General features: G+C 64.8%; 20 protein-coding genes and 1 tRNA gene. 10 read left to right on the top strand and 11 right to left on the bottom strand.

The features are described from left to right. Positions 1-203: 203 nt before the first annotated feature. From AZOLI_RS04060 to AZOLI_RS30665, 3 genes are all read right to left on the bottom strand, one after another. Positions 204-707: an adenosine deaminase gene (locus AZOLI_RS04060; RefSeq protein WP_014247309.1), complete on the bottom strand. Its 504-nt coding sequence runs from the start codon at positions 705-707 to the stop codon at positions 204-206. 259 nt (positions 708-966) lie between these two features. Beyond that, entirely contained in the window at positions 967-2,178 is a 1,212-nt protein-coding gene (locus AZOLI_RS04055; RefSeq protein ID WP_014247308.1) for a glycosyltransferase family 4 protein, read from the bottom strand. Between the two features lie 117 nt (positions 2,179-2,295). Then, positions 2,296-3,000, bottom strand: a complete 705-nt coding sequence (locus AZOLI_RS30665; RefSeq protein ID WP_014247307.1) for a calcium-binding protein — start codon at positions 2,998-3,000, stop codon at positions 2,296-2,298. 398 nt (positions 3,001-3,398) lie between these two features. Between AZOLI_RS30665 and AZOLI_RS04045 the strand changes: the two genes are divergently transcribed. From AZOLI_RS04045 to AZOLI_RS04035, 3 genes are all read left to right on the top strand, one after another. Then, positions 3,399-4,454 carry a hypothetical protein gene (locus tag AZOLI_RS04045; protein WP_162487971.1) on the top strand — a complete coding sequence of 352 codons (1,056 nt, stop codon included), beginning with the start codon at positions 3,399-3,401 and terminating at the stop codon, positions 4,452-4,454. 85 nt (positions 4,455-4,539) lie between these two features. Next, on the top strand, positions 4,540-6,315 hold the full coding sequence (locus tag AZOLI_RS04040; RefSeq protein WP_014247304.1) for a type I secretion system permease/ATPase: 1,776 nt from the start codon (positions 4,540-4,542) through the stop codon (positions 6,313-6,315). Between the two features lie 11 nt (positions 6,316-6,326). Then, positions 6,327-7,643, top strand: a complete 1,317-nt coding sequence (locus tag AZOLI_RS04035) for an HlyD family type I secretion periplasmic adaptor subunit (protein ID WP_044549639.1) — start codon at positions 6,327-6,329, stop codon at positions 7,641-7,643. A gap of 409 nt (positions 7,644-8,052) precedes the next feature. On the opposite strand, the gene AZOLI_RS04030 is transcribed toward AZOLI_RS04035, so the two are convergent. Continuing rightward, positions 8,053-8,128: transfer RNA gene (locus tag AZOLI_RS04030), tRNA-Ile, on the bottom strand. 207 nt (positions 8,129-8,335) lie between these two features. Between AZOLI_RS04030 and AZOLI_RS32290 the strand changes: the two genes are divergently transcribed. Continuing rightward, entirely contained in the window at positions 8,336-9,787 is a 1,452-nt protein-coding gene (locus AZOLI_RS32290) for a sigma-70 region 4 domain-containing protein (protein ID WP_014247300.1), read from the top strand. Positions 9,788-9,853: 66 nt separating this feature from the next. Here AZOLI_RS32290 and rpoD read toward each other — a convergent pair whose 3' ends face one another. The 4 genes from rpoD to AZOLI_RS04010 all read right to left on the bottom strand — a co-directional run bounded on the left by rpoD (position 9,854) and on the right by AZOLI_RS04010 (position 15,253). Further along, positions 9,854-11,860 (bottom strand): RNA polymerase sigma factor RpoD, encoded by a 2,007-nt coding sequence (rpoD, locus tag AZOLI_RS04025; RefSeq protein WP_014247299.1) that lies wholly within the window; start codon positions 11,858-11,860, stop codon positions 9,854-9,856. A 210-nt stretch (positions 11,861-12,070) separates the two neighbouring features. After that, a complete protein-coding gene (gene dnaG, locus AZOLI_RS04020; protein ID WP_014247298.1) occupies positions 12,071-13,981 on the bottom strand; it encodes a DNA primase in 1,911 nt (636 codons plus the stop codon). Positions 13,982-14,099: 118 nt separating this feature from the next. Continuing rightward, positions 14,100-14,696, bottom strand: a complete 597-nt coding sequence (locus tag AZOLI_RS04015; protein WP_014247297.1) for a Uma2 family endonuclease — start codon at positions 14,694-14,696, stop codon at positions 14,100-14,102. Positions 14,697-14,788: 92 nt separating this feature from the next. Continuing rightward, positions 14,789-15,253 carry a GatB/YqeY domain-containing protein gene (locus AZOLI_RS04010; protein WP_014247296.1) on the bottom strand — a complete coding sequence of 155 codons (465 nt, stop codon included), beginning with the start codon at positions 15,251-15,253 and terminating at the stop codon, positions 14,789-14,791. A gap of 374 nt (positions 15,254-15,627) precedes the next feature. Here AZOLI_RS04010 and carA point away from each other — a divergent pair, with 374 nt between their 5' ends. The 3 genes from carA (at position 15,628) to AZOLI_RS03995 (ending at position 18,201) form a co-directional block, all read left to right on the top strand. Next, positions 15,628-16,800, top strand: coding sequence for a glutamine-hydrolyzing carbamoyl-phosphate synthase small subunit (gene carA / locus AZOLI_RS04005; RefSeq protein ID WP_014247295.1), 1,173 nt, complete (start codon positions 15,628-15,630; stop codon positions 16,798-16,800). An 85-nt stretch (positions 16,801-16,885) separates the two neighbouring features. Further along, the gene (locus AZOLI_RS04000) at positions 16,886-17,773 is read left to right on the top strand and encodes an EamA family transporter (protein WP_014247294.1); all 888 of its coding nucleotides are present in this window, start codon (positions 16,886-16,888) and stop codon (positions 17,771-17,773) included. Positions 17,774-17,850: 77 nt separating this feature from the next. After that, positions 17,851-18,201, top strand: a complete 351-nt coding sequence (locus tag AZOLI_RS03995; RefSeq protein ID WP_014247293.1) for an HNH endonuclease — start codon at positions 17,851-17,853, stop codon at positions 18,199-18,201. 20 nt (positions 18,202-18,221) lie between these two features. Here the strand turns inward: AZOLI_RS03995 and AZOLI_RS03990 are convergent, their stop codons facing one another. Beyond that, complete coding sequence (locus AZOLI_RS03990) at positions 18,222-18,956, bottom strand: hypothetical protein (RefSeq protein ID WP_014247292.1); 735 nt, start codon at positions 18,954-18,956, stop codon at positions 18,222-18,224. 201 nt (positions 18,957-19,157) lie between these two features. Then, on the bottom strand, positions 19,158-20,402 hold the full coding sequence (serA, locus tag AZOLI_RS03985; RefSeq protein ID WP_014247291.1) for a phosphoglycerate dehydrogenase: 1,245 nt from the start codon (positions 20,400-20,402) through the stop codon (positions 19,158-19,160). 218 nt (positions 20,403-20,620) lie between these two features. On the opposite strand from serA, the gene arsC reads away from it, so the two are divergent. The 3 genes from arsC to AZOLI_RS03970 all read left to right on the top strand — a co-directional run bounded on the left by arsC (position 20,621) and on the right by AZOLI_RS03970 (position 23,008). Beyond that, entirely contained in the window at positions 20,621-20,962 is a 342-nt protein-coding gene (gene arsC / locus AZOLI_RS03980) for an arsenate reductase (glutaredoxin) (RefSeq protein WP_014247290.1), read from the top strand. Positions 20,963-20,996: 34 nt separating this feature from the next. Further along, a complete protein-coding gene (gene prmB / locus AZOLI_RS03975; RefSeq protein WP_014247289.1) occupies positions 20,997-21,929 on the top strand; it encodes a 50S ribosomal protein L3 N(5)-glutamine methyltransferase in 933 nt (310 codons plus the stop codon). A 98-nt stretch (positions 21,930-22,027) separates the two neighbouring features. Next, positions 22,028-23,008 (top strand): alpha/beta fold hydrolase, encoded by a 981-nt coding sequence (locus AZOLI_RS03970; RefSeq protein WP_014247288.1) that lies wholly within the window; start codon positions 22,028-22,030, stop codon positions 23,006-23,008. Here AZOLI_RS03970 and AZOLI_RS03965 read toward each other — a convergent pair. Continuing rightward, a complete protein-coding gene (locus AZOLI_RS03965; RefSeq protein ID WP_014247287.1) occupies positions 22,999-23,601 on the bottom strand; it encodes a GNAT family N-acetyltransferase in 603 nt (200 codons plus the stop codon). The two genes, AZOLI_RS03970 and AZOLI_RS03965, sit on opposite strands and share 10 nt — an antisense overlap. Between the last annotated feature and the right edge of the window lie 61 nt (positions 23,602-23,662).

Genomic DNA, 23,662 nt, shown 5'->3' with positions numbered 1-23,662 from the left:
GTTCGGCCTTTCAACCGAAGCGGAGACCCGATGCATATGGGTGCGAACGCGCGCCGCGCATCCTTTATTCCAGACTTTCCGAGGCTTGCAGCAAAATTTATGGGGAACCGCCAAGCTTGTGCCGAAAAGGCTTCAGGCGGGCCTGTGTCGATGATCATGTGCGACATCAATGGCGCCGTCAGCCCTGGGGCTGCGCGCGTGTTTCAAAATGGCGGTGGCTTTAGCCGAAAGGAACAAGATTGGTGGGCCCGGCCGGATTCGAACCGACGACAACACCGCCATGAGCGGTGGAGATAGGACGCGCATCCCGAACAGCGGGTCGCAAACACCCCGGGATCGTCGGTGTTGATCGAGAACAGCCCGGCATCGTGATCGTTGCGCAAGTGCCGCAGCAACGGATGCTCCTCCATCGAGCCTACGGCACCGGTTGCCAGATTGCTGGTCGGATTGGCTTCGATGACGATGCCACTGGCACGCAGATCGCGCACCACCGCATCCTGCAAAGAGGTGATGACCTCGTAAAGATCGTCCAGAATATTGGCCGGCTCGGCGTCGGCCCAGTCATGCCGCCTGCCCCTGACGACGGGATCGTACAGGTGGCTTGCGAAGATGCGGCCCTCGCGGGAGGTTGCCGCTTCGATGCTTGCCGGCGGCAGCCCGTATCTCCGTTGCCGGAGACCGCTGAGAAGAGGGATATCCACCAGCATGCCGTAGATCCGCTCCGACAGGCGCCAGATCGCGTTTTCGACCTTGATCGTTGCAACATGCTCCAGGCAGCCGAAACTCTGGCCCCGATGGTAGAGCCAGCGAGATTGTCGAGGAGAATGCCGTTCATGATATGCAGCGGCGCCCCGCGCTTGTCGGCGGCTCCCTGCACCGAGAATGCGGATGGGCCAAACTTCATTCGGCCTTTACACGATGCAAGACACGGTGCAAGGCCTCCCCCAATATGCACGGAGAAGCTTTTCAGCGCCCCGCCATTTCGATTGTCAGGCGGGTGTGCCGGGCCAGACAGTCGGCAAGATCATAGTGCTGGATCACCGTGTCACGGGCGGCGCGGCCCAGCGGGGCGAAGGCAGCGGGATCCGCCAGGACGTCGATAACACGGTCGGCGATGGCCTCGGACGCGAAGAAATCGACCAGCAGGCCGTTCTCGCCGTCGCGGATGACCTCGCGCACCGGGGCTGTGTCGGACCCGATCACCACGCGGCCAAGGGCCATCACCTCCAGCATCGACCAGGACAACACGAAGGGGTAGGTCAGGTAGACATGGACCCGCGACACGGCGATGGCGGCCAGGAAGCGGTCATAGGGAAGATGACCGAGAAAGACGACGCGCCGGAGATCGACGTCCACCTCCCGCAGCATCGCCTCGCGCCATGTCCCGCCTTCCTTGGGGCGGGCGCCATAGCTGGCCTCGTCGCCGCCGATGATCAGTATGGTCGCGTCGGGCCGCGCCTCCAGAATGCGGGGTGTCGCGCGCATGAAGGAGGGAAAGCCCCGGTAGGGTTCCAGATTGCGGGCGGCGTAGGTGACCACCGCGTCGCCGGGCACCAGAACGCGGCCATCGGGCAGGGTGAGGCTGGCCGCCGGGTCGGGGCGCAGGGCGGCGGTGTCGATGCCGTCGTGAATGGTGTCGATCTTCGCGCGGAATTCCGCAGGATGGGAGTCGCGCTGCCACGCGGTCGGAGCCACCCCACGGTCGCACGCCTCCAGCGCCAGCAGCAGCGGCGCGCGGCGCATGCGCAAAGTCAATTGAGCGTCGAGACTGGTCGGGTAGAGGGGATCGAAGCCAAAATCCTGGCCCTGCGGTTTATAGTAAAATTCGCAGTAGTTGAGATAGGGCGTATCGGGCAGCACGTCCTTGACGAACAGCGTCTCGCCCCAGCCGGGATGGCCGACGATGATGTCGGGAACGAAGCCCTCTTTCTTGAGCGTCAGGAGCACGCGTGCGACTTCCTGTCCATGCAGGACCGCGCCTTCGGTGGACCGCAAATAAGCGTGGGCCTGCGACTGGGGCGGGCGGCGGACACCGTAGGTCAGACATCGGACGCCGGGAATGTCGCGGTCGGAGCGCCGGGTGATGAACACCACATGGTTGGCGGGATCCGCAGCCAACGCCGCCGCCAGATGCTTGTACTGGCCCGGTATGTTCTGGTGGATGAAGACGATTTTCATCACGAACGATCAGTTTAACGAATAATTCGACATAGTGGATGTTCTGTTGCCTTGCCATGCTCAACGTGGGCTGGGGAACCGATGAACAATCCGATTCCCCAGTATCCTCGCGGCTTTTTAGAGGCCTGAGACGACGCTGTTGAACCAGTAATCGGTACCGCTCAGATTGAGGTATTCAATTCGGCCCGCGCCAGCGGAACTGCCGCTCCAGAAATCATCTATGATGATGTATTCGCTGATATTGCCGTCGGCGGCATCAGCTTTGGTAAAGAAGAGAAGGTCGTTGTAATCGCCACCGAAGGTATCAGCTCGATAATATTCGAGTTGGTTGGTGGCCGTCGGACCGTTCAATCGCAGACGGTCATAGTCGCCTGCGGTGTCCGAGATGATGTCGATCCCGTCGGAGTTGCAAGTGTAATAGTAGTTGTCGCTGTCATTTCCACCGTAAAGGATATCGTTGCCGGCCCCGCCCGTCAGCGCATCCACACCGCTGTCCGTGCCATAATCGCCATGCAGCGTATCGTCACCATTGCCGCCGGCAAGCGTATCGTTGTTGGTTCCGCCATAGAGGAAGTCGTTCCCGTCTTCGCCGACTAAGAGATCATGTTCATTGTTGCCGTTCAGCGTGTCGTTTCCAATTCCGCCGTAGAGGCTGTCATTACCAGAACTGCCATAGAGAATGTCGTTTCCATCCCCGCCATCAATATAATCCCGGTCGGTGTTACCAAGGATGTCGTCGTTTCCGGCGCCCCCAAAAAGGGTGTTGAGGCCCGTGGGGGCATCATAGACATCGTCCCCAGAAGTTCCATACCATATCGCCATTGGATATCCCCCATCAAAGTTATACCGAAATCGGCGTATATCTCTTACGTATTTCTACTAAATGAATCAATAAAAAAACTCATACCATAGAATTTTCGATAGTTAGGATCCTAATAGAATGATTAGATTTCAAAGTATATGAATGACAATCGCGCTATCCGTCATTTTAATGTTAAATCTATTTTCCGAAATAGGTTAGCAATGTAAGCATTTATCCTGATGGTTACGAACCTAAGTAATAAAATTGCGCGCCCTCACTGTCAAAGCAGTTGGTTTCCATCTTTACGCATGAGATGAAACGCGAGCAAATTGGTTAAATTAATCTTGGGTTTACTTTTGGTCGCCACATTAGAACAACCGGCAACAAATTATTGTAACGCTCGAGAGGGGGCTGTGTCATGGCGGTCGATAAGATTGGTGTATTCACGGCGGCGTCATCATCATCGGCAGGCTTATGGAAATCCACCACCTCTTCTCCAGCAAAAGCGGGGGTGGGCACCACCCAGGCGCATACGCCCGTTGGCGATAAAGTGTCGATGAGCAAGCTGGGCGAAGCTTTGACAGGGCGTGCTGCGGATGCGTTCAAGCATCTTGACGCGAAGGCGCGTGGGATGCTGGACGGATTGGTGAACAGTGGGGCGGTCAAGGCGGAGGATGTCGTCAAGGGGTTGCAGGCTCTGGCGACGGCGGCTGTCGATGGTCAATCCTCCAGGTCCATGTCAGGCGGAGCGGCCAGCCCCAAGCTCAAGGGCATCAGTGACGATATGGGAAAGGCCCTTTCTGCCATGGGGGCTGTTGATGCGGCGCTCAAAAAGGGCGAGATCAGCCATGAGGACTATGCCGTGCAAATTCGCGCGGCCGGCAAGTCCATTGATGCGGCCCGCAAAAGTGATGAGTTGGCGGCGGGCGGCGACTCTGGCTCAACCATTGACGACCCCGCCCTCGCCGGGATCAACGACCGGCTTCAGCAGTTCGCTCAGCAACGCCTTAAGGCGGCAAGCCTCATTCCTGCGGAAGATCGCGCGGCGGTGGACAAACTGAGCCAAGCCGGCTTCGACGAGACGGTTTACCGCGATGCTTTCGCCCGCTACGCCGCCGATGCCAGCAAACCTGATGGCGCTGCTCCGTCTGGAGCCACCGCACCTCAGCAACCCACCGGCGCGCCGACTGAGGCAGACAGTTCCGCTTCAACGTCAACCGCCAATGCGGCCCAGAACGCGCCAGCGGTGGCGGCCACAAAGCCCGCCGTCAGCGATCCCGGCAACGCGAAGGCGGCGGCTTCCATGCTGCAATCCGCGCTGGAGGCCGGAGCGAAGAAGACGGCGGCCACCGGCATTCTCGACACCGCGTCGAGCGCTGGCAAGGACGTTTCCGACAGCGTGCTGAATTCCTTGGTCGGGTCACTGAAGGCCGGGGCCGGTAAAGACAAGACCGACACCGCGTCGTCGTCTTGATGACAACCATCGAAGCGACCAGGGACAGTGGCGCGCAGTCAAACACGCGCAACTGGTCCCGGCGCTTGGGGAGCGACGTTTGAAAATGCAGGTCGACCACACTCCGGCGACGATCCTCGCGCGCTGCCGGGCGCCGTTGCTGTGGGTGGGTGGATTCAGCCTGTTGATCAACGTGCTGATGTTGTCTTCGTCGCTCTACATGATGCAGGTCTACGACCGCGTCCTGTCCTCGGGCAGCCTGTCCACGTTGCTGTATCTGTCGCTGATCGCCGTGGGCGCCATCGCTCTGATGAGCGCGCTGGATTTCACCCGGGCGCGCCTGCTCGGCACGCTCGGCGACTGGCTGGAGCGCAGCCTCGGCCCGCCGATGCTGGAGCGCATGGTGGACGGCGCCCTGATGAGCCAAGGGGCGGCGGGAGGCGAGCGGACCGAGATCCTGCGCGATCTGGGCACCCTGCGCGGCGTGCTCGGCGGCGGCATCGCCTTTCTGTTCGACGCGCCCTGGGTCCCGGTCTATCTCGCGCTGATCTACCTGCTGCATCCGGTGCTGGGGCATCTGGCGGTGGCCTCGGCGGTGCTGCTGTTCGCGCTGGCGCTGGCCAACGACCGCGTCACCCGCGCCAGCCTGCGCGCCGCCTCCGCCGCCAGCAACCGCGCCATGGCGACCGCCGAGGCCGCCCTGCGCAACGCCGAGGCGGTGGAGGCGATGAACCTGCTGCCCGGCCTGACGTGGCGCTGGCGCCGCGACCACGCCCTGGCCCTGGAGTCGCAAGACCGGGCGCAGTGGCGCGGCGCGGCGCTGCTGAACGTCACCAAGTTCCTGCGCCAGATCGTTCAGGTCGCCCTGCTCGGTGCCGGCGCTTGGCTGGTGGTACGGCACGAGATGAGCGGCGGCGCGATGATGGCGTCCTCGTTGGTGGTCGGCCGCGCCCTCGCTCCGGTCGAACAGGCCATCGGCGGCTGGCGTCAGGTCAGCGCCGGGCGCGAGGCGTGGCGCCGGCTGAGCGCCGTCTTTGCCCGCCCGCCGCGCCGTCCCGCCGGGTTGCCATTGCCCGCTCCTGCCGGGCGGCTGTCCGTCCAGGCCGTCGCCTTCCGCGTCGGCGGGCAGGAGCGGCTGATCCTGAACAACGTGTCGTTCGAGGCCAAGCCGGGCGAGGCGCTGGCGATCATCGGCCCCTCGGCCGCCGGCAAATCGACGCTGGCCCGCCTGCTGGTCGGGCTGCACCCGCCGCTGGCCGGGTCGGTGCGGCTGGACGGCGCCGACCTGTTCCAGTGGCGGCGCGACGACGTCGGCCGCCACATCGGCTATCTGCCGCAGGAGGTCGGGCTGTTCGCCGGCAGCGTCGCGGAGAACATCGCCCGGCTCGGCGACCCCGATCCGGAGGCGGTGGTCGCGGCGGCGCGGCTGGCCGATTGCCACGCCATGATCCTGCGCCTGCCCAAGGGATACGACACCGAGATCGGCGAGGGCGGAGCCTTCCTGTCCGGCGGGCAGCGTCAGCGCATCGCGCTGGCCCGCGCGCTGTACGGCGATCCCAAGCTGATCGTGCTCGACGAGCCCAACGCCAGCCTGGATGCCGAGGGCGAACAGGCGCTGAACCGCGCCATCGCCGCGCTGAAGGAACGCGGCGCCTGCGCCGTCGTCATCGGCCACCGGCCCGGCACGCTGGCCCAGGTCGACCGCATCGTCGCCCTGCGCGACGGCCGGGTGGAAGCCTTCGGCCCGCGCGCCGAGGTGCTCGACGGGCTGAAGCGCCGCAGCCTGCACAGCGTCCCGACGGGACCGCAGACGGCCGCCCGTCCCGGCGCGCAACCCGCTGCCCTCCCCGCTGCCCTCCCCGCTGCCCTCCCCGCTGATTGACAGGACCGACCATGACCCGCGATGCCGTGCCGGACGTCCCGCCGCATCCCCCCGTCGGGCGGCTGGTCGCCACCGGCGTCGTTCTCGCCGTGGTGGGCTTCGGCGGATTCGGCGCCTGGGCCGCTCTGGCGCCATTGTCGAGCGCCGCCATCGCCCCCGGCGTGGTGACGGCCGACAGCAACCGCAAGAGCGTGCAGCATCTGGAAGGCGGCATCATCGCCGAGATCCTGGTGCGCGAAGGGCAAGGCGTCGCCGCCGGGCAGCCGCTGATGCGGCTCGACGATCTGGAATCCCGCTCGACCGTCACGGTTCTGGAGGAGCAGCTCTGGTCGCTGCTGGCGCAACAGGCCCGACTGAGCGCCGAGCGCGACGGGCTGGAGGTTATGGCCGTGCCGCCGGTCTTGGCAACGCGCGCCGGCCATCCGGTGGTGAGCGACATCCTGGCCGGTCAGGAGCGCATCTTCACCACCCGCAACGCCGCCCTGGACGGACGCGCGGCGGTGACGCGCCAGCGGGTCGCCCAACTCGACGCCCAGATCGCCGCGCTGGAAGCGCAACGCTCCGCCGGCCGTCGGCAGCTCGTCCTGATCCAGGAGGAGGTCGATGCGGTCAGCGAGATCGTCGCCAAGGGCTACGAGCGCAAATCGCGCCTCCTCGGCCTCATGCGTCAGGCGGCGGAGCTGGACGGCAACCAGGGCGACCTTGCCAACCGCATCGCCCAGGCGCGCGAGGGGATTGCCCAGGCGGAACAGGAGATGCTGGGCCTGCGCGCCGACCGCCAAAGCGAGGTGGCCGCCGAACTGCGCGAGACGCAAACCCGCCGGGCCGAGATCGCCGAGAAGCTGGCCGCCGCCCAGGTGCGCCAGACCCGGCGCGACCTGCTGGCACCGGAGAGCGGCACGGTGGTGAACCTGCGCCATTTCGCGGCGGGGGCTGTGGTGGCGCCGGGGGCGGCGGTGCTCGACCTCGTGCCGTCCGATGACGCGCTGGTGATCGAGGCGCGGGTCAACCCGATGGACATCGACATCGTCCACGCCGGCCTGCCGGCCAAGGTGGTACTGACCGCGTTCAAGACGCGGACGACGCCGCCGATCGACGGCATGGTGACCCGCGTCTCGGCCGACGCGCTCACCGACGAGCGCAGCGGCCAAGCCTATTACGCCGCGCGGGTGACGGTGGACGCCACCCAGCTTGCCGCGCTGAGGGACGTTCACTTGCAACCGGGCATGCCGGCGGAAACCCTGATCGTCACCGGCGAGCGCACCCTGCTGACCTATCTGACGCAACCAATCCAGGACAGTTTCCGCAAGGCATTCCGCGAGGAATGATCCTCCTGTAAGCAATGAAGAGCAGAACAATCCTGGGAGGAGGATGGTACGGCAGGTATGGCCGACAGGGGTTGCCGTTTATGATTTCGGGGCGTTGGAACGGGAGGTGAAGCGGCTTGCGGCGCCTGCCGGAAAACCCATGTTTTCCAACGCTTCCACCCCTTTATGTCGGTTTCCTGCTCCATTGTTCCCCAGCCCCCCAAGCTATCGGCGATGGCCGACGGCGTCCTGGCCCAGGTGAGGCGGTCCGACGGACGGGCGTGTCGAGCGGCACGGTGAGCGCGATCCGGCAGGAACTGACGGCGGCCCTGCCGCTCTACCGGAACACGGAGTTCGGCGCTTGCGTGCCGCTTGCGTGCCGCGATGGTGACAAGGACGCCGACAGCCTGCCGGAAACCTCTGGAAAGCTTGGTGGGCCCGGCCGGATTCGAACCGACGACAACACCGTTATGAGCGGCGCGTTCTAACCGCTGAACTACAGGCCCGAGGGCTCGCAATCTGCTCTGAAATGTTTTTTTCCGCAAGAGCATTTTCTGAGCCACTCAACTGGAGAGTGCTCGTTGGCCCCGCGCAGCATCGCTGAGAAAAATTAGCGCAACACTCTCCCTTACGGTAGCCCTACGGCTTTTGCGTTCCCTTGATTTTTTGCATCATCACGGGATAATTCAACGAACTTTACATATGGAGGGATTATGACTCTGTATAAGGACCAATGGGAAGATATCGACGTACCTACTCTTGAAATCGCTTTAGATGATGAGAACCCGCGCCTAGATCCATTTTCCAGAAGCTCCCAGGACGCAATCATTCAGTATCTAATTGAGCATGAAGGCGTAATTCCGCTAGCAAAGCAGATTAATAGTTTCAAAGGGCTCTTCCCGCAGGAGCGAGTTATACTTATTCCAGGATCTTCAGGATATACTGTAATTGAAGGAAATCGTCGTGTAACGGCATGTAAGATTCTTCTGAAGCCATACTTATCAGTGCATAGCCATTGGGAAAAAGAAATTCCGATAATTGATGATATAACTAGAAACAATATCCGGTCCATACCAGCGACCATCGCAGCAACACGAGCAATTGCAGATGAAGTAGTTGCCAGCCTACACCTTAATGGCGGAAAACTAGATTGGACTGATATCGGCCAAATTAGATATACAGAAAGCCGATTTCTAATGGGGCGCTCGATAGAAGAACTAGCAAGAGAGTTATCAGTTACCGAGGAAACCATCAAAAACCTACTTTCCCGTGGAAAAGCTTACCGAGCCATACAAGGCCTAGAATGGAAGAGCCACGAACGCGATATACTCTGGGACTTTAGAATTGATATACAACCGCTAATGAGAATTTGCTTCTCGCCCTTGATAAAAAAGCACTTTGGTGTGGAGCTATTTCTGCATGACGGATCTCTGAATTACATGTTCCAAGATTTCGAGAAAGTCTTACGAGCAATCACTAAGCATTGTATAATTTCTCAGCGCATAAAGGAAATGAGAAGAGTCTATAAAGACGCAAATATACAAGATTACTTGAACGAGGTGTTTCCACGCAAAAATACTGATAAAGAAAAGCAGATAGACTTTTTCGAAAAAAAATTACCAGCACCTAGCAAGAAAAACATAGATAAATCAGAATCAGAAAAAAATATTCCAGAACACAGTCAACAGCAAGCCGAGGAACGGAAAATTTCCCCTCAAAGCACTACACATCATCGGCCGGAGTTATTTTTTGAGCATCTGAATTGCCGTCAAAATGATGTTCATATGAGGCTTCTCTGTCGAGAGCTACGAAGAGTTAATGTTGAGGACTTTAGGTTTTCAGCATCTTTTCTAATGAGGGTTACATTTGAGTGGTGTCTACGTTACCACCTTATACAAACTGGTCATTGGAAAATATTGGAGGAAAAACACAAAAAGCCAAAACTCTCCCACATGATGTCATATGCAGCGATCAGAGAGAATAAAGTTTTCCCCAACGAAAACATGGCAAACAAAGTGCAAGACATGATCAGCCAAGGACGAATCAACGACCTAAATTACAATGCTCACGACAGCATTGGCAATCACTCCCCCGAAAGATTAAGAGAAATTGCTGGAGACCTAAGGCCATTCATCAGATATATCGCAGAAGATGCTCAATACTAAAAAAACGGGGGCCGAATGGCCCCCGCTTCGTCTCGAACGATACGGCTTCCGGATCAGGTGTCCCAATCAGGTGTCCAGAAAACTGCGCAGCTTGCGCGACCGCGACGGGTGCTTCAGCTTGCGCAGCGCCTTCGCCTCGATCTGGCGGATACGCTCGCGGGTCACGTTGAACTGCTGGCCGACCTCTTCCAGCGTGTGGTCGGTGTTCATGCCGATGCCGAAGCGCATGCGCAGCACACGCTCCTCGCGCGGCGTCAGCGAGGCCAGCACGCGGGTCGTCGTCTCGCGCAGGTTCGCCTGGATGGCGGCATCCAGCGGCAGGACCGCGTTCTTGTCCTCGATGAAATCGCCGAGATGCGAATCCTCCTCGTCGCCGATCGGCGTTTCGAGGGAGATCGGCTCCTTGGCGATCTTCAGGACCTTGCGCACCTTCTCCAGCGGCATCATCAGACGCTCGGCCAGCTCTTCCGGGGTCGGCTCGCGGCCGATCTCGTGCAGCATCTGGCGGCTGGTGCGGACCAGCTTGTTGATCGTCTCGATCATGTGGACCGGGATGCGGATGGTCCGCGCCTGGTCCGCGATGGAGCGGGTGATGGCCTGGCGAATCCACCAGGTGGCGTAGGTCGAGAACTTGTAGCCGCGCCGGTACTCGAACTTGTCCACCGCCTTCATCAGGCCGATGTTGCCCTCCTGGATCAGGTCCAGGAACTGCAGGCCGCGGTTCGTGTACTTCTTGGCGATGGAGATCACGAGACGCAGGTTCGCCTCGACCATCTCCTTCTTGGCGCGGCTCGCTTCCTTCTCGCCCTTCTGGACGGTGGAGACGATGCGGCGGAACTCGTTGATCGGCAGGCGGGCCTCTTCGGCCACCTGGGCGATCGACTCGCGCGTCTTGCGGATGTCGCCGTCGTACTTCTCGGCGAACTTGCCCCAGGTCTTGGGGTTCAGGCCGCGGATGCGCTCCTGCCAGTTCGGGTCCAGCTCGTGGCCGAAATACTGGTTCAGGAAGTCCTCGCGCTTCACGCGGCAGTCGGTCGCCATGCGCAGCAGGCGGCCTTCGAAACCGGTCAGCTTGCGGTTCAGGCCATAGAGCTGCTCGACCAGCTGTTCGATGCGCTGGTTGTTCAGGCGGACGGTGTTCATCAGCTCGACCATCTCGGTCTTGAGCTTTTCGTACTTCTTGTCCGTCTGCTTGCCCATGTCCTCGCCGCGCTGCATCGCGGCCATGCGGGCCTCGTGCAGCTTGTGCAGCTTGTCGTAGGTCGCCTTGATGTTCTCGAAGGTCTCGATGACCTGAGGCTTCAGCGCGGCTTCCATCGCGGACAGCGACAGGCTGTTGTCGCCCTCTTCGCCTTCCTCGCCCTCTTCGCCCTCGCCTTCGGCGCGCGGCGGACGCGGTTCGTCGCCCTCCTCGCCGGCCGGCGCATCGGCGGCGGGCGCTGCAGCCGCACCGGTGCCGGCGGCTTCCACCACCTCGGCCAGGCCTTCCGGCATCTCCTCGCCATCCGGGCCGCCGCCATAGGTGGCGTCCAGATCGATGATGTCGCGCAGCAGCATCTTCCCTTCCATCAGGGAATCATGCCACTCCAGAATCGCGCGGATGGTCAGGGGCGATTCGCAGATCGCGCCGATCATCATCTCGCGGCCGGCTTCGATCCGCTTGGCGATGGCGATTTCGCCTTCGCGCGACAGCAGCTCCACCGACCCCATCTCGCGCAGGTACATGCGCACCGGGTCGTCGGTACGGCCGATGTCGTCGTCGTCGAGATTGCCCGACGAACGGCCTTCGCCCTCGCCTGCCCCCTCGCCGCTGTTCTCCGAATCCTGCTCTTCCGATTCGACGATGTTGATGCCCATCTCGGACAGCATCGCCATCGTGTCTTCGATCTGCTCGGACGAGGACGAATCCTGCGGCAGCGCTGCGTTCAGCTCGTCATAGGTGACATACCCGCGCTCCTTGCCACGGGCGATCATCTTCTTGACGGCCAAACCCATGCCGTCCATCAGAGGACCGTCTGCGGATTCCTCCCGCGTTTCGGAAACTTCCACGCTGTTCGCAGCTTTCGTGGCCATGCGATCGGTGCCCCCGCATTACCCCATTGAAAAAGACGAAAGGAGCGCCCGGTCCCGGTTGCCCGGCCCGTCCGCCCCACCCCCAACCATGTATCTACCCAGAACCCGCCATCACAGAAACTGTCATGCGGCCCTGTCCCATCACTGCTTCCTGTTACCCTGTGTCCCGTCAACCGATGCCGAACCGCCGACGGCACAAGCCATCAACCGTCAGACATCGTCAGAGTCACCATCGTCCGTCATACCCTGGCCGGACCTGATGACCTCCTGCTGAAGAGCCACGACCCTCGCGAAGTTCACCTCGCTGTTGTCACGGGTCAAAGCCGCCTTCGCTTCTCTAAGATCGTCGAGCACCCGCTCGTGATGCAGATGCCGCCACGCAGGCCACCATCCCTTCCGGGCGTCCTCCGTAGAGGCCTCCGGACGGGCGAAGCCGGCATGGACATAGGTCGACTCGCCTAGCAAAGCACCGACCATCGTCTCATGGCCGGCGGATGACAAGTGGCGACAAAGCGCAGCGGCGTCAAGTGTCGAGTCGTGGTTACGATCGTCCGAAAGACATTCGATCACCGCCCAGCGCAGTTTTTCGAGCTCCGGGTCACCGAACGGCAACAGCCCCAACGGCTCGGCCAATTCGCCGAACAGCTCGGGATGGTTGATGATCGTCGCCAGCAGGATCCGCTCCCGCACCGAGGCGAGGCGGGAGGCGCGGCCACGTCCCTCCCCCGCCGGCTTGGAGGTCAGGCGTCCGGGCACGCCCGGCACATGGCGGCGCGGCGGTTCGCCGAAGCGCCCCCGCCCCTGCCCCGGCACCCAGGGACCGCGGTTGTAGGCCGCCCGTACGGGCGCGAAGGCCTCGTCGACGCGGCGGCGCATCTCGGTCCGGTAGAAGCCCTGCACGTCGCGGTCGGCGATGGTGGCGACGCGGGCCTCCAGCGCCGCCTTGACCGCGGCCTTGGCCTCCGGCGTGTCGGTCGGCCGGCCTTCGCTCTCCATCCGCCACAGGGCGTCGGACAGCGGGATGGCGGCCTCCAGCACCGCGCCCATCGCCTTGGCGCCTTGCGCGCGGATCAGGCTGTCGGGATCCTCGCCCTCCGGCAGAAAGGCGACGCGGGCCGACTGGCCGGGGGCGAGGTGCGGCAGGATGCGTTCAACCGCCCGCCACGCCGCGCGCCGGCCGGCATTGTCGCCGTCGAAGCACAGGAACGGCACCTTCTCCGCCGCCGGGATCAGCTTCCACAGCTCCTGCACCTGGGTTTCGGTCAGCGCGGTGCCCAGCGGCGCCACCGCCCCCTCGAAACCGGCGCGCACCAGGGCGATGACGTCCATATAGCCTTCGGCGACGATCACCGGCTTGCCGTCCGCCGCCGCCTGCCGCGCCCGCGACAGGCCGTAGAGCAGCGTGCCCTTGTGAAAGAGCGGCGTGTCGGCGGTGTTTACGTATTTCGGCCCGTCGCCCTCCAGGATGCGCCCACCGAAGGCCACCACCTGCCCGCGCCGGTCGGTGACCGGGAACATCACCCGGTTGCGGAAGAAGCTGTAGGGCGACCTGCCGTCGTCCGGCCGCTTCAACAGCCCGGCATTGACCATGTCCTCGTCGGAAAAGCCCTGCTTGCCAAGATGGGTGCGCAGCGCGTTTGAATCGCCGGGCGCGTAGCCCAGCCGGAAGCGGGCGATGGTTTCGCCGTCCAGCCCACGCCGCATGAAATAGTCCAGGCCAGCCCGGCCGGCGGAGCTGTGGAGCTGCTGCTCGAACCAGCGGGCCGCCTGCTCGACGAGATCGTGCAGGGTCTTGCGCCGCTCGTATCGCTGCCGGTCCTCTTCCGTCGGGCGCGGCACCGGCAATCCGGCTTCGCCGGCCAGATGCTCGACCGCCTCGGGGAAGCCGAGATTGTCGTGGCGCATGACGAAACCGATGATGTCGCCATGGGCACCGCAACCGAAACAATGGAAGAAGCCCTTCTGGTCGTTGACGTAGAAGGACGGCGACTTCTCGTTGTGGAACGGACAGGGGGCCTTGTACTCGCGGCCGGCGCGGATCAGGCGCAGCCGCTTGGAGACCACTTCCGACAGAGTCAGCCGGCTGCGCAGTTCTTCCAGAAATTGGGGCGGGAAGGCCATGGTCGAACGGTCACCGGGGAACGAAGGGAGTGCGACGGGCGCTAGGCTATAGCAGAGGCATAGTATGGGAACCAGCGCCGCCGGCCCCAAGGGGTTCAGATGGCGCAGGTGGAATGCGTCAGTCGGGTTGCCGGAAAAGATGCGTCCCGACATAGAGCGCGCGCAGGGGCGCCCGATAGCCGATGCTGTCCAAACTCAGCACGTCCTCCCCGACCATCACCAGCGGACTTTCCGGCCAACTTCCATCCGCCTGACGCCGAAGAAGCTCCGCACCGATGCCGGCGGTCCACAGCACCAGGATTTCGCTGACCGACGGCAGCGTGGTGTAGGTCCAGACATTCTCCCAGGTCTCGGCCTCGTTGCTGGGCGACAGGATCTCGATCAGCAGGACCGGATCGGGGAGCGTGCGCAGACCTCTTTCATCGGCGGCGCAGGTCACGCCCAGATCGGGAATGCGCAGATTGTGGCTGGACCGCACACGCGGCTGAACGCCGGGAGCGGTTACGACATGGCAGCTGGGTGCCCGCTCGGCCAGATGATTGCCGATCAGGCGGGCGACGGTGCTTTGCAGGATGCCGTGGGTGATGCTCGCCGGCGCCATGGCGCGAGGTTCGCCGTTCACCAACTCATAGCGCGTGTCGGTGCCGTCGCCGTTCCAGTCCAGGAACTGGGCGACGGTCATGCCCGAAAAGGTGGATTTGCGGACCGCGACCATTCGAGTGTCCTCCTGCCGCCACCCCGTTCGCCGGAGGGGCGCCAGACCTCAGCCTAGCCTGAGTCGCCCCTCTGCGGCCAGCACCCCTTGCTTTACTTGCCCGACAGCCGCGCCTTCACCAGACCGCCGGCCTTGGCGAAATCCATCTGGCCGGCATGGCGGGCCTTCAGCTCGGCCATCACCTTGCCCATGTCCTTGATGCTGGACGCGCCGAGCTCACCCACGATGGCGTCGATGGCGGCGGCGGACTCCTCGTCGGTCATCTGCTTGGGCAGGAAGCGTTCGATGACCGCGATCTCCTCGCGCTCCTGCTGGGCCAGTTCGGGACGACCGCCCTGCTCGTACAGCGCTGCCGATTCGTTGCGCTGCTTCACCAGCGCCTGGAGCATCGACAGGATCTCCGCCTCGTCGATGCCGTCGGTCACACCGCGCGGACGGGCGGCGATGTCGCGGTCCTTCAGCCCGGCAAGGATCATGCGGATGGTGGAGACCGCGCGCGTGTCCTTGGCGCGCATCGCGTCCTTCAGGGAGTCGTTGAACTGCGTGCGCAGAGTCATGTCCTGTCTTCCTTGTTCATCGTGCCCGGCATGCGGCCGGGCCCCGTATCCAGCCGGATTTGGCGACTATCCGGAAAGCGCCCGTCGATTTCCATACAAAAGCCCGGCCGGAAAACGCCCGGCCATGGCGCCGGCCGACTTTGCCGCGGCTTCAGAGCGGCCTTGCAAAGCTATTGCTGGAAATTCCGCATCCAATCGTCATATAGGATGTCCGGCCCACCCGATAAGCCCACTCGATCCCACGTCACTGCCCGTACCGGCGGAGGTGGGGTGCGAGCGGTTCCGTGTGCGCGCCCGGCGGGACGCTTGGCCGTCGCCGTTCCGCCGATCAGCCGATCCGTCGCCGGCCGCGGTTTTTGGGAAGGTTCACAGGAATGACTCTCGCCACTCCCCCCTCCGACGATGCGGTTCACACCGGCGTGCTTGTTCTGGCCGACGGCACGGTGTTCCGCGGCCGAGGCATCGGCGCCACGGGGGATTCGGTGGGCGAGGTGTGCTTCAACACCTCCATGACCGGCTATCAGGAGATCCTGACCGATCCCAGCTATGCCGGGCAGATCATCACCTTCACTTTCCCGCACATCGGCAACACCGGCGCCAACACCGAAGACATCGAGACGATCACCCCGGCCGCCCGCGGCCTGATCCTGCGCGCCGACATCACCGACCCGTCGAACTGGCGCGCCACCCGCCACCTGGACGACTGGCTGAAGAGCTACGGCCTCGTCGGGCTGGCCGGCGTCGACACCCGCCGCCTGACCCGCCGCATCCGCGACCTGGGTGCGCCCAACGGCGTCGTCGCCCATGCGCCGGACGGCAAGTTCGACATCGAGGCGCTGGTCGCCAAGGCCAAGGGCTGGCCGGGTCTGGAGGGCATGGATCTGGCCAAGGACGTGTCCTGCCGCCAGACCTATGACTGGACCGAGGCCGGCTGGACCATCGGCGGCGGCTACGCCACCCAGGACAAGCCGCAGTACCATGTTGTCGCCATCGATTACGGCGCCAAGCGCAACATCCTGCGCTGCCTCGCCGCGGCCGGCTGCAAGGTGACGGTGGTGCCCTCCACCGCCACGGTCGAGGATGTGATGCGCCACCAGCCGGACGGCGTGTTCCTGTCCAACGGCCCCGGCGACCCCGCCGCCACCGGCGAGTATGCCGTGCCGACCATCAAGGGCCTGCTCGACACCGGCGTGCCGATGTTCGGCATCTGCCTCGGCCACCAGATGCTGTCGCTGGCGCTGGGCGCCAAGACCACCAAGATGCAGCAGGGCCACCGCGGCGCCAACCATCCGGTCAAGGATCTGGCCTCCGGCCGGGTCGAGATCACCAGCCAGAACCACGGCTTCGTCGTGATGCCGGAGACCCTGCCGGCCGACGCCGAGGTCACCCATGTCAGCCTGTTCGACGGCACCAACGAGGGCATCCGCCTGAAGGGCAAGCCGGTCTTCTCGGTGCAGTACCACCCGGAAGCCTCGCCCGGTCCGCAGGACAGCCATTATCTGTTCGACCGCTTCGTCCAGCTGATCGCCGAGAAGAAGGCGGCCTGACGGCCGAGCGGAACAGTCCCGCTGAAAAGGGCGTCCCGATGGGGCGCCCTTTTTGCTGGTGCCCTAATCAAGAGAAAGCCGGATCATGGCCCGGTCCACCGACCTGCTGCTGACCGCCATCGCACCGGCGATCTGGGGCAGCACCTACATCGTCACCACCGAACTGTTGCCGCAGGGCTACCCGATGACGGTGGCGCTGTTGCGCGCCCTGCCGGCCGGGCTTCTGCTGTTGCTGCTGGTCCGCCGGCTGCCGTGGGGGTGCTGGTGGGGGCGCTCGCTTGTGCTGGGGGCGCTGAACTTCTCCTTCTTCTGGGCGATGCTGTTCGTGTCGGCCTATCGCCTGCCCGGCGGTGTCGCCGCCACGGTGGGGGCGGTCCAGCCACTGATCGTCATCGCCCTGTCGCGCCCGCTGCTGGGCACGCCGATCCGCCCGCTGGCGGTCGCCGCCGCCATGGCCGGCATCGGCGGGGTGGCCCTGCTGGTCCTCAAGCCCAGCGCCGCGCTGGACGGGATCGGCGTGCTCGCGGCGCTGGCCGGCGCCGGATCGATGGCGGCGGGCACGGTGCTGAGCCGGCGCTGGCGCCCACCGGTGTCGCCGCTGACCTTCACGGCCTGGCAGCTGACCGCGGGCGGAGTGCTGCTGGTGCCGGTGGCGCTGCTGCTGGAACCGGCGCTGCCGGTGCCGACGGCGGCCAACCTGATGGGCTTCGTCTATCTCGGCCTGATCGGCGCGGCGCTGACCTATATCCTGTGGTTCCGCGGCCTGTCGCGGCTGGAGCCGTCCGCGGTGGCGCCGCTCGGCTTCCTCAGCCCGGTAACGGCGGTGGTTCTGGGCTGGGCGCTGCTCGGCCAATCGCTGACCGGCTATCAGATCGCCGGGATCGTGCTGGCGCTCGGCAGCGTCTGGGTCGGCCAACGGGCGCAGGCTGCACCAGCCCCGCCAGTCGAGGCCACGGCAGACGCGCGGAGCTGAAGGCAGCTTTTTGCCCGGCGGGATCGTGCCATATCTTCCAGGCCCCGCCCGCTGCTTCGTCCTTTGCCCCGGACCTCATGCGCCGCCTGCCGCCACCGCCCATCGCCATCCCTGCTGCTCCCGCCGCCCCACAGGAGGACCGTCCCGCCTGCCCTCTCTGCGGCCGGCCGATGGTGCCGGGGGCCAGCCTGAACGAACACCATCTGGTCCCGCGCACCTATGGCGGACGGGACACGGTGACGATGCACCGCATCTGCCACGCCAAGATCCACGCGGTGCTGACCGAGCAGCAGCTGCGCGACCACTACCACGAGATCGAAGCCCTGCGCGGCCATCCCGACATCGCCGCCTTCATCCGCTGGGTCCGCCGCAAGCCGCCGGAGTTCACCGACGGCCATGCCACCGACCGTCGGCGGCGCAAGCGCTGAAAGTGGCTCACCCCCCCGACTCACCCCCGGCGCACGGTCTGCCGCTGGGCGGGTTTCGGCAGATAGTTGCGGGCCTCGCCGTTGCAGACGCGGCTGACCCGCTCATACTCCTCCACCGTATCGACCTGGGCCTGCCGGCGGTCGCGCTCGCGCCCGAACTCCTGCATGATCCGCCGCATCGCCGATTCGAGCGGCCGGCGGATCGCTGCCATCGCCTGGGCCTGACTGCGCGACCGCACCGGCGCCATGCCATCCATAACCTGATCCAGCCGGATGCGGATTTGCGGCATCATCTCGCGCAGCAACGCCTCGTCCACCGCGACATGGCGCATCTCATGGGCCAGCACCTCACCATGCAGGCAGGAGTTCACCGGGATTTCGCTGGCGACATGGACGATGCGCTGCTGGAAGCCGAAGCTGATGGTCACCGTGCTGGCCGACGCGCAATAGGTGCCGTCGCCCATGGTCCTGAACAGGGCGGAAACCTGCGACTGCTCGCCATAGCGGGCCAGGGTCAGCCCCAGCACATGGCCACCGGCGCTCCCGACCGGTCCCGGCGTGCGTCCCGGCAGCCGGGTGAGCTGCGCGATCGTTCGCCCGTCGTCACGCTGGATCGGTGCCAGCATGCTGTCGAACACGAGCTTCGTCGGCGGAAACCCGCTGCAGCCATTGGACTGCGCCGCCGCCGGCGAAGCGGTGGGCAGGGCGGCGAGCAGGACACCCGAAAGGAAGAGGAACAGGAGGCGAACGGTCATCCCGATACAGATATCAGGAAACCGTCCGCGGACAAGAGACATGGAGGGGGTGGAGTGGGCAAGTTGCGGCAATGCCCCCTCCCCATCCCTCCCCCTCTTCGAGGGAGAGGGTGCCTTCCGCGAATCGGCGGCTGTCCCCTCCACCGCCAGAGGCGGGGGAGGGTTAGGGAGGGGGCAAAGCCACAGCTCCCCCAGCCTACCTCACTGATGCGCCGGGAACAGGAAGCGCGCCTTCAGGGTGCCTTCGATGGCGCGCAGGTCGTTGACGACCTCCAACTCCTCGACATCGCCGTTGACGTCGACCACCACATATCCCAGCTCCGGATCGGTCTGGAGATACTGGGCCGCGATGTTCAGGTCGCGGCCGGAGAACACCTCGTTCACCTTGCGCAGGATGCCCGGACGGTTCTCGTGGACGTGCAGGAAGCGGGTGCAGCCGGCCTGAACCGGCAGCGCCACCTGCGGGAAGTTGACCGCGCCGACGGTGGAGCCGTTGTCCGAATACTCCAGCAGCTTCTGCGCCACCTCGGTGCCGATGTTGGCCTGCGCCTCCATCGTCGAACCGCCGATGTGCGGGGTCAGGATGGCGGTCTTGATGCCGCGCAGCGCGCTCTGGAACTCTTCCTTGTCCGAACCGGGCTCCACCGGGAAGACGTCGATGGCGGCACCCAGGACATGGCCGCTGTTCATCGCGGCGGCCAGCGCCTCGATGTCCACCACCTGGCCGCGGGCGGCGTTGATCAGGTGGCTGCCCTTCTTCATGGCCGCCAGTTCACGCTCGCCGATCATGTTGCGGGTCTGCGGGGTGTCCGGCACATGCAGGGTCACCACGTCGGACACCGACAGCAGTTCCTCCAGCGAATCGCAGGCGCGAGCATTGCCGAGCGCCAGCTTGCGCACGACGTCGTAGAAGCGGACCTGCATGCCCATCGCTTCCGCCAGGATCGACACCTGCGTGCCGATATGGCCATAGCCGACGATGCCCAGCGTCTTGCCGCGGATCTCGTAAGAGTCCTTCGCCGACTTCATCCAGCCGCCGCCATGGACCAGCTGCGACTTTTCGAAGATGCCGCGCATCAGCATGATGATCTCGCCGATCACCAGCTCCGCCACCGACCGGGTGTTGGAATAGGGGGCGTTGAACACCGGGACGCCGGTGCGGCGCGCCGCCTTCAGGTCGACCTGGTTGGTGCCGATGCAGAAGCAGCCGACGGTGATCAGCTTGGCTGCCTCCTCGAACACCTTGGCGGTCAGATGGGTGCGCGACCGGATGCCCAGGATGTGGACGGACCCGATGCGCTCCAGCAGCTCATCCTCGTCCAGGGCGCGCGGCAGCCGCTCGACCGAGGCATAGCCGCCGCGGGCCAGCTCGTCGATGGCGTTGTCGTGGACACCTTCCAGAAGAAGGATGTTGATCTTGTCCTTGGAGAGCGAGAGCTTGGTCACGGCCGGCATCCGTATCTGGGCATCGGGACTGATCGGCAGCCCGCCTGCCTGAAACGGCGCGATGGGCCACGGAAAAGCGAGCGCGCAAAATAATACCAAAGGCAGCCCTTGTCACCTGACGGATGTTGCGCCGCCACAGAGCTTTCCGCATGCCGGATTGGCGCAGGACGCGGGTTGGGTGTATCAGTCGGATCGACCATCCAATCTGGAAACCCGCCATGAGCGACGTGACGATCTACCACAACCCGCGCTGCAGCAAATCGCGCGAGACGCTGGACCTCCTGCGCTCCCGCGGCGTCGAACCGGCGGTGGTGGAGTATCTGAAGACCCCGCCCAGCCCGGCGGAGCTGTCCGCCATCCTCGCCAAGCTGGGCAAGGGTCCGCGCGACATCACCCGCGCCAAGGAGGCGGCGGAGGCCGGCTTGCCCAAGGATCTGGACGGCGAGGCGCTGATCGCCGCCCTGTCGGCCAATCCGTCCGCCATCGAACGCCCCATCGTGGTGAAGGGCGACCGCGCCCGCGTCGGCCGTCCGCCGGAGTCGGTGCTGGACCTCCTCTGACCCCATTCCCGCCCCTGACCGGAGCCAGCGCCCCATGACTGCCAAGCACACCGCCGCCGCCGCAGCCGCCGAGCTGTCGACCATCCGCGATTTCCTGCGCTACGGCGTCAGCCGCTTCAACGAGGCCGATCTCGATTACGGCCACGGCACCACCACGGCCTTCGACGAGGCGGTGTTCCTGGTGCTGGAATCGCTGCACCTGCCGGTCGACCAGCTCGACCCCTATCTCGACGCCCGGCTGACCGCGGCGGAGCGCGAGGCGGTGGCCGGCATCCTCCACGCCCGCATCGACACCCGCAAGCCGGCGCCCTACCTGCTGAACAAGGCCTATATCCAGGGCATCCCCTTCTATGTGGACGAGCGGGTGATCGTCCCGCGCTCCTACATCGGGGAACTGCTGTTCTCCGACCTGTTCGGCGGCGACGATTTCACGCTGGTGGAGGACCCGACCTCGGTGGAGCGGGTGCTGGACCTGTGCACCGGTTCCGGTTGCCTCGCCATCCTGGCCGCCCGCATCTTCCCGGAGGCGCAGGTGGACGCGGTCGACCTGTCGCCGGACGCGCTGGAGGTGGCCAAGCGCAACGTCGCCGACAGCGGGTTCGAGGACCGCATCGCCCTGCACCAGGGCGACCTGTTCGCGCCGCTGAAGACGCGGAAATACGACGTCATCATCACCAACCCGCCCTATGTCGACGCCGAAGCGATGGACGCCCTGCCGCCCGAGTTCCGGGCCGAGCCGGAGATGGCGCTGGCCGGCGGTAACGACGGGCTGGACATCGTCCGCCGCATCCTGAAGGAAGCGCCCAAGCACCTGACCCCGGACGGTGGCCTGCTGTGCGAGTTCGGCACCGGCCGGGAGATCCTGGAGGCGGAATATCCCCACCTGGACTTCCTGTGGCTGCAGACGGCCAACAGCTTCGGCGAGGTGTTCTGGCTGACGCGGGAGCAGTTGAAGGCGGGGAAGTGAGGGGCTAAAGCTCCCACCCCCGGGAACCCTTCCCCCCGCCCCTCGGTTGTCCTCCCGACGATGCTGCATCGCAGCAGCCGCTTGAGAGGACAACCACCATGACCGACCGCCAATCCACCATCCTCAAAACCCTGGGCATCACCGCGCTCGCCTTGGGCGGGCTGGCCGTCACCAATACGCTGGCGGCCCGCGCGGCGGAGCGGCGCTATCCGCCCGACGGGCGCTTCGTGACCGTCGACGGCGTCCGGCTGCACTATATGGAGGCCGGCGAAGGGCCGCCGGTCGTGCTGCTGCACGGCAACGTCTCCGCCCTCGGCGATTGGCTGGCGAGCGGGCTGTTCGACCGGCTGGCGCAGAACCACCGTGTCATCGCCTTCGACCGTCCCGGCATGGGCCACAGCGACCGTCCCCGCGACCGCGCCTGGACGCCGGAAGATCAGGCGGATCTGCTGGCCGAGGCCTTCGCGGTGCTGGGGATCGAGAACGCGGTGGTCGCCGGCCATTCCTATGCGACACTGGTGGCCCTAGCCCTGGCGCTGGACCATCCGCGGACGGTCAAGGGGCTGGCTCTGCTGGCCGGCTATTACTTCCCGACCAAGCGGGTGGACGCGGTGATGGTGGCGCCGGTTGCGGCGCCGGTGCTGGGTGACCTGCTGCGCTACACGGTCTCGCCGCCCTTCTCCAAGGCGGTGATGCCGGCGCTGCTGAAGACGATGTTCTCGCCCCGGCCGGTGCCCGACCATCTGACGGAGACCTTCCCGGCCGCCCTGACCACCCGCCCCGGCCAGCTGCGCGCCAACGCCCAGGACGGCGTCACCATGGCGCCGGCCACCGACCGGCTGCAGCACCGCTACGCCGATCTGGCCGTCCCGGTGGCGATCTTCGCCGGCCATGAGGACCGCATCGTTTCGCAGGAGGAGCAGAGCGGCCGCCTGCATCACGTACTGCCGAACAGCACCCTGCACTGGGTGCCGGACTGCGGGCATATGGTGCATCACGCCGACCCGGAGCAGGTGGAGCGCCGCATCGACGAGCTGTCGGCCGAAGGCGCGCCGCTGCGGGTCGCCGCTCAGAGATAGCGCCGCATCAGGATGCTGCCGCCCTGGTGTGGCAGGCGGGGGTGCCAGGGGATGTCGGCGCGGCCGATCTCCTCGAACCCTTCGCCGGCATAAAGACGACGGGCCGGGTCGTTGTCGGCCCAGACATGCAGCGTGACCCGGTCGAAACCGCCGGTCCGCGCCCGTTCGTAGAACCAGCCGAGCAACCGGCCGGCGATGCCGTGGCGCCGCTGCTCCGGATCGACCGCCAGGGCCGACAGGAAATAGCTGCCCCAGTCCAGCGTTTCGGAGAATGCGGCCATATGGGCGACGCGGTCGGGCGGCAGGCCGCTGTAATCCTCCGTCCGGATCCAGTCGGTGGGATAGCCGTGGGTGACGCCGACGACCCGCCCGTCCAGTTCGGCGACCCCGCTCTGCCGGTGCGACAGCGAACCGCTGCGCCCGGCAAGGCCCGGCATCAGCATTTCCGCCGCCGTCAGCCCCGGCATCAGCCCGTCCAGAAGAAAGCCGTAGACCCCGCCGCCGGCGATGTCGATCAGCCGGGCAAGGTCCGGTGCGTCGTCGGCATCGGCCGCACGGATGCGGAGACGGTCGTCGATGATATGAGAGGTCACGGCAGGCACCTTCCTTCCGGGGAGCGGCCGATCAGGAAAGGCCGTCCGGCCGCCGATTTCC

The sequence above is a fragment of the Azospirillum lipoferum 4B genome (genome assembly GCF_000283655.1).
Lineage (GTDB): Bacteria > Pseudomonadota > Alphaproteobacteria > Azospirillales > Azospirillaceae > Azospirillum > Azospirillum lipoferum_C.
The sequence above is the reverse complement of the archived record's forward strand: the minus strand, read 5'-3'. Positions and strand labels throughout refer to the sequence as shown.

Bases quoted from the DNA above. Each gene is read 5' to 3' on its own strand.
- AZOLI_RS04045 (WP_162487971.1), top strand. From the start codon at position 3,399: ATGGCGGTCGATAAGATTGGTGTATTCACGGCGGCGTCATCATCATCG.
- AZOLI_RS32290 (WP_014247300.1), top strand. From the start codon at position 8,336: ATGACTCTGTATAAGGACCAATGGGAAGATATCGACGTACCTACTCTT.
- arsC (WP_014247290.1), top strand. From the start codon at position 20,621: ATGAGCGACGTGACGATCTACCACAACCCGCGCTGCAGCAAATCGCGC.
- dnaG (WP_014247298.1), bottom strand. From the start codon at position 13,981: ATGGCCTTCCCGCCCCAATTTCTGGAAGAACTGCGCAGCCGGCTGACT.
- rpoD (WP_014247299.1), bottom strand. From the start codon at position 11,860: ATGGCCACGAAAGCTGCGAACAGCGTGGAAGTTTCCGAAACGCGGGAG.
- AZOLI_RS30665 (WP_014247307.1), bottom strand. From the start codon at position 3,000: ATGGCGATATGGTATGGAACTTCTGGGGACGATGTCTATGATGCCCCC.
- AZOLI_RS04040 (WP_014247304.1), top strand. From the start codon at position 4,540: ATGCAGGTCGACCACACTCCGGCGACGATCCTCGCGCGCTGCCGGGCG.
- AZOLI_RS04035 (WP_044549639.1), top strand. From the start codon at position 6,327: ATGACCCGCGATGCCGTGCCGGACGTCCCGCCGCATCCCCCCGTCGGG.
- AZOLI_RS04060 (WP_014247309.1), bottom strand. From the start codon at position 707: ATGCTGGTGGATATCCCTCTTCTCAGCGGTCTCCGGCAACGGAGATAC.
- AZOLI_RS03970 (WP_014247288.1), top strand. From the start codon at position 22,028: ATGACCGACCGCCAATCCACCATCCTCAAAACCCTGGGCATCACCGCG.
- AZOLI_RS03990 (WP_014247292.1), bottom strand. From the start codon at position 18,956: ATGACCGTTCGCCTCCTGTTCCTCTTCCTTTCGGGTGTCCTGCTCGCC.
- prmB (WP_014247289.1), top strand. From the start codon at position 20,997: ATGACTGCCAAGCACACCGCCGCCGCCGCAGCCGCCGAGCTGTCGACC.
- AZOLI_RS04015 (WP_014247297.1), bottom strand. From the start codon at position 14,696: ATGGTCGCGGTCCGCAAATCCACCTTTTCGGGCATGACCGTCGCCCAG.
- AZOLI_RS04000 (WP_014247294.1), top strand. From the start codon at position 16,886: ATGGCCCGGTCCACCGACCTGCTGCTGACCGCCATCGCACCGGCGATC.
- AZOLI_RS04010 (WP_014247296.1), bottom strand. From the start codon at position 15,253: ATGACTCTGCGCACGCAGTTCAACGACTCCCTGAAGGACGCGATGCGC.
- AZOLI_RS03995 (WP_014247293.1), top strand. From the start codon at position 17,851: ATGCGCCGCCTGCCGCCACCGCCCATCGCCATCCCTGCTGCTCCCGCC.
- AZOLI_RS04055 (WP_014247308.1), bottom strand. From the start codon at position 2,178: ATGAAAATCGTCTTCATCCACCAGAACATACCGGGCCAGTACAAGCAT.
- carA (WP_014247295.1), top strand. From the start codon at position 15,628: ATGACTCTCGCCACTCCCCCCTCCGACGATGCGGTTCACACCGGCGTG.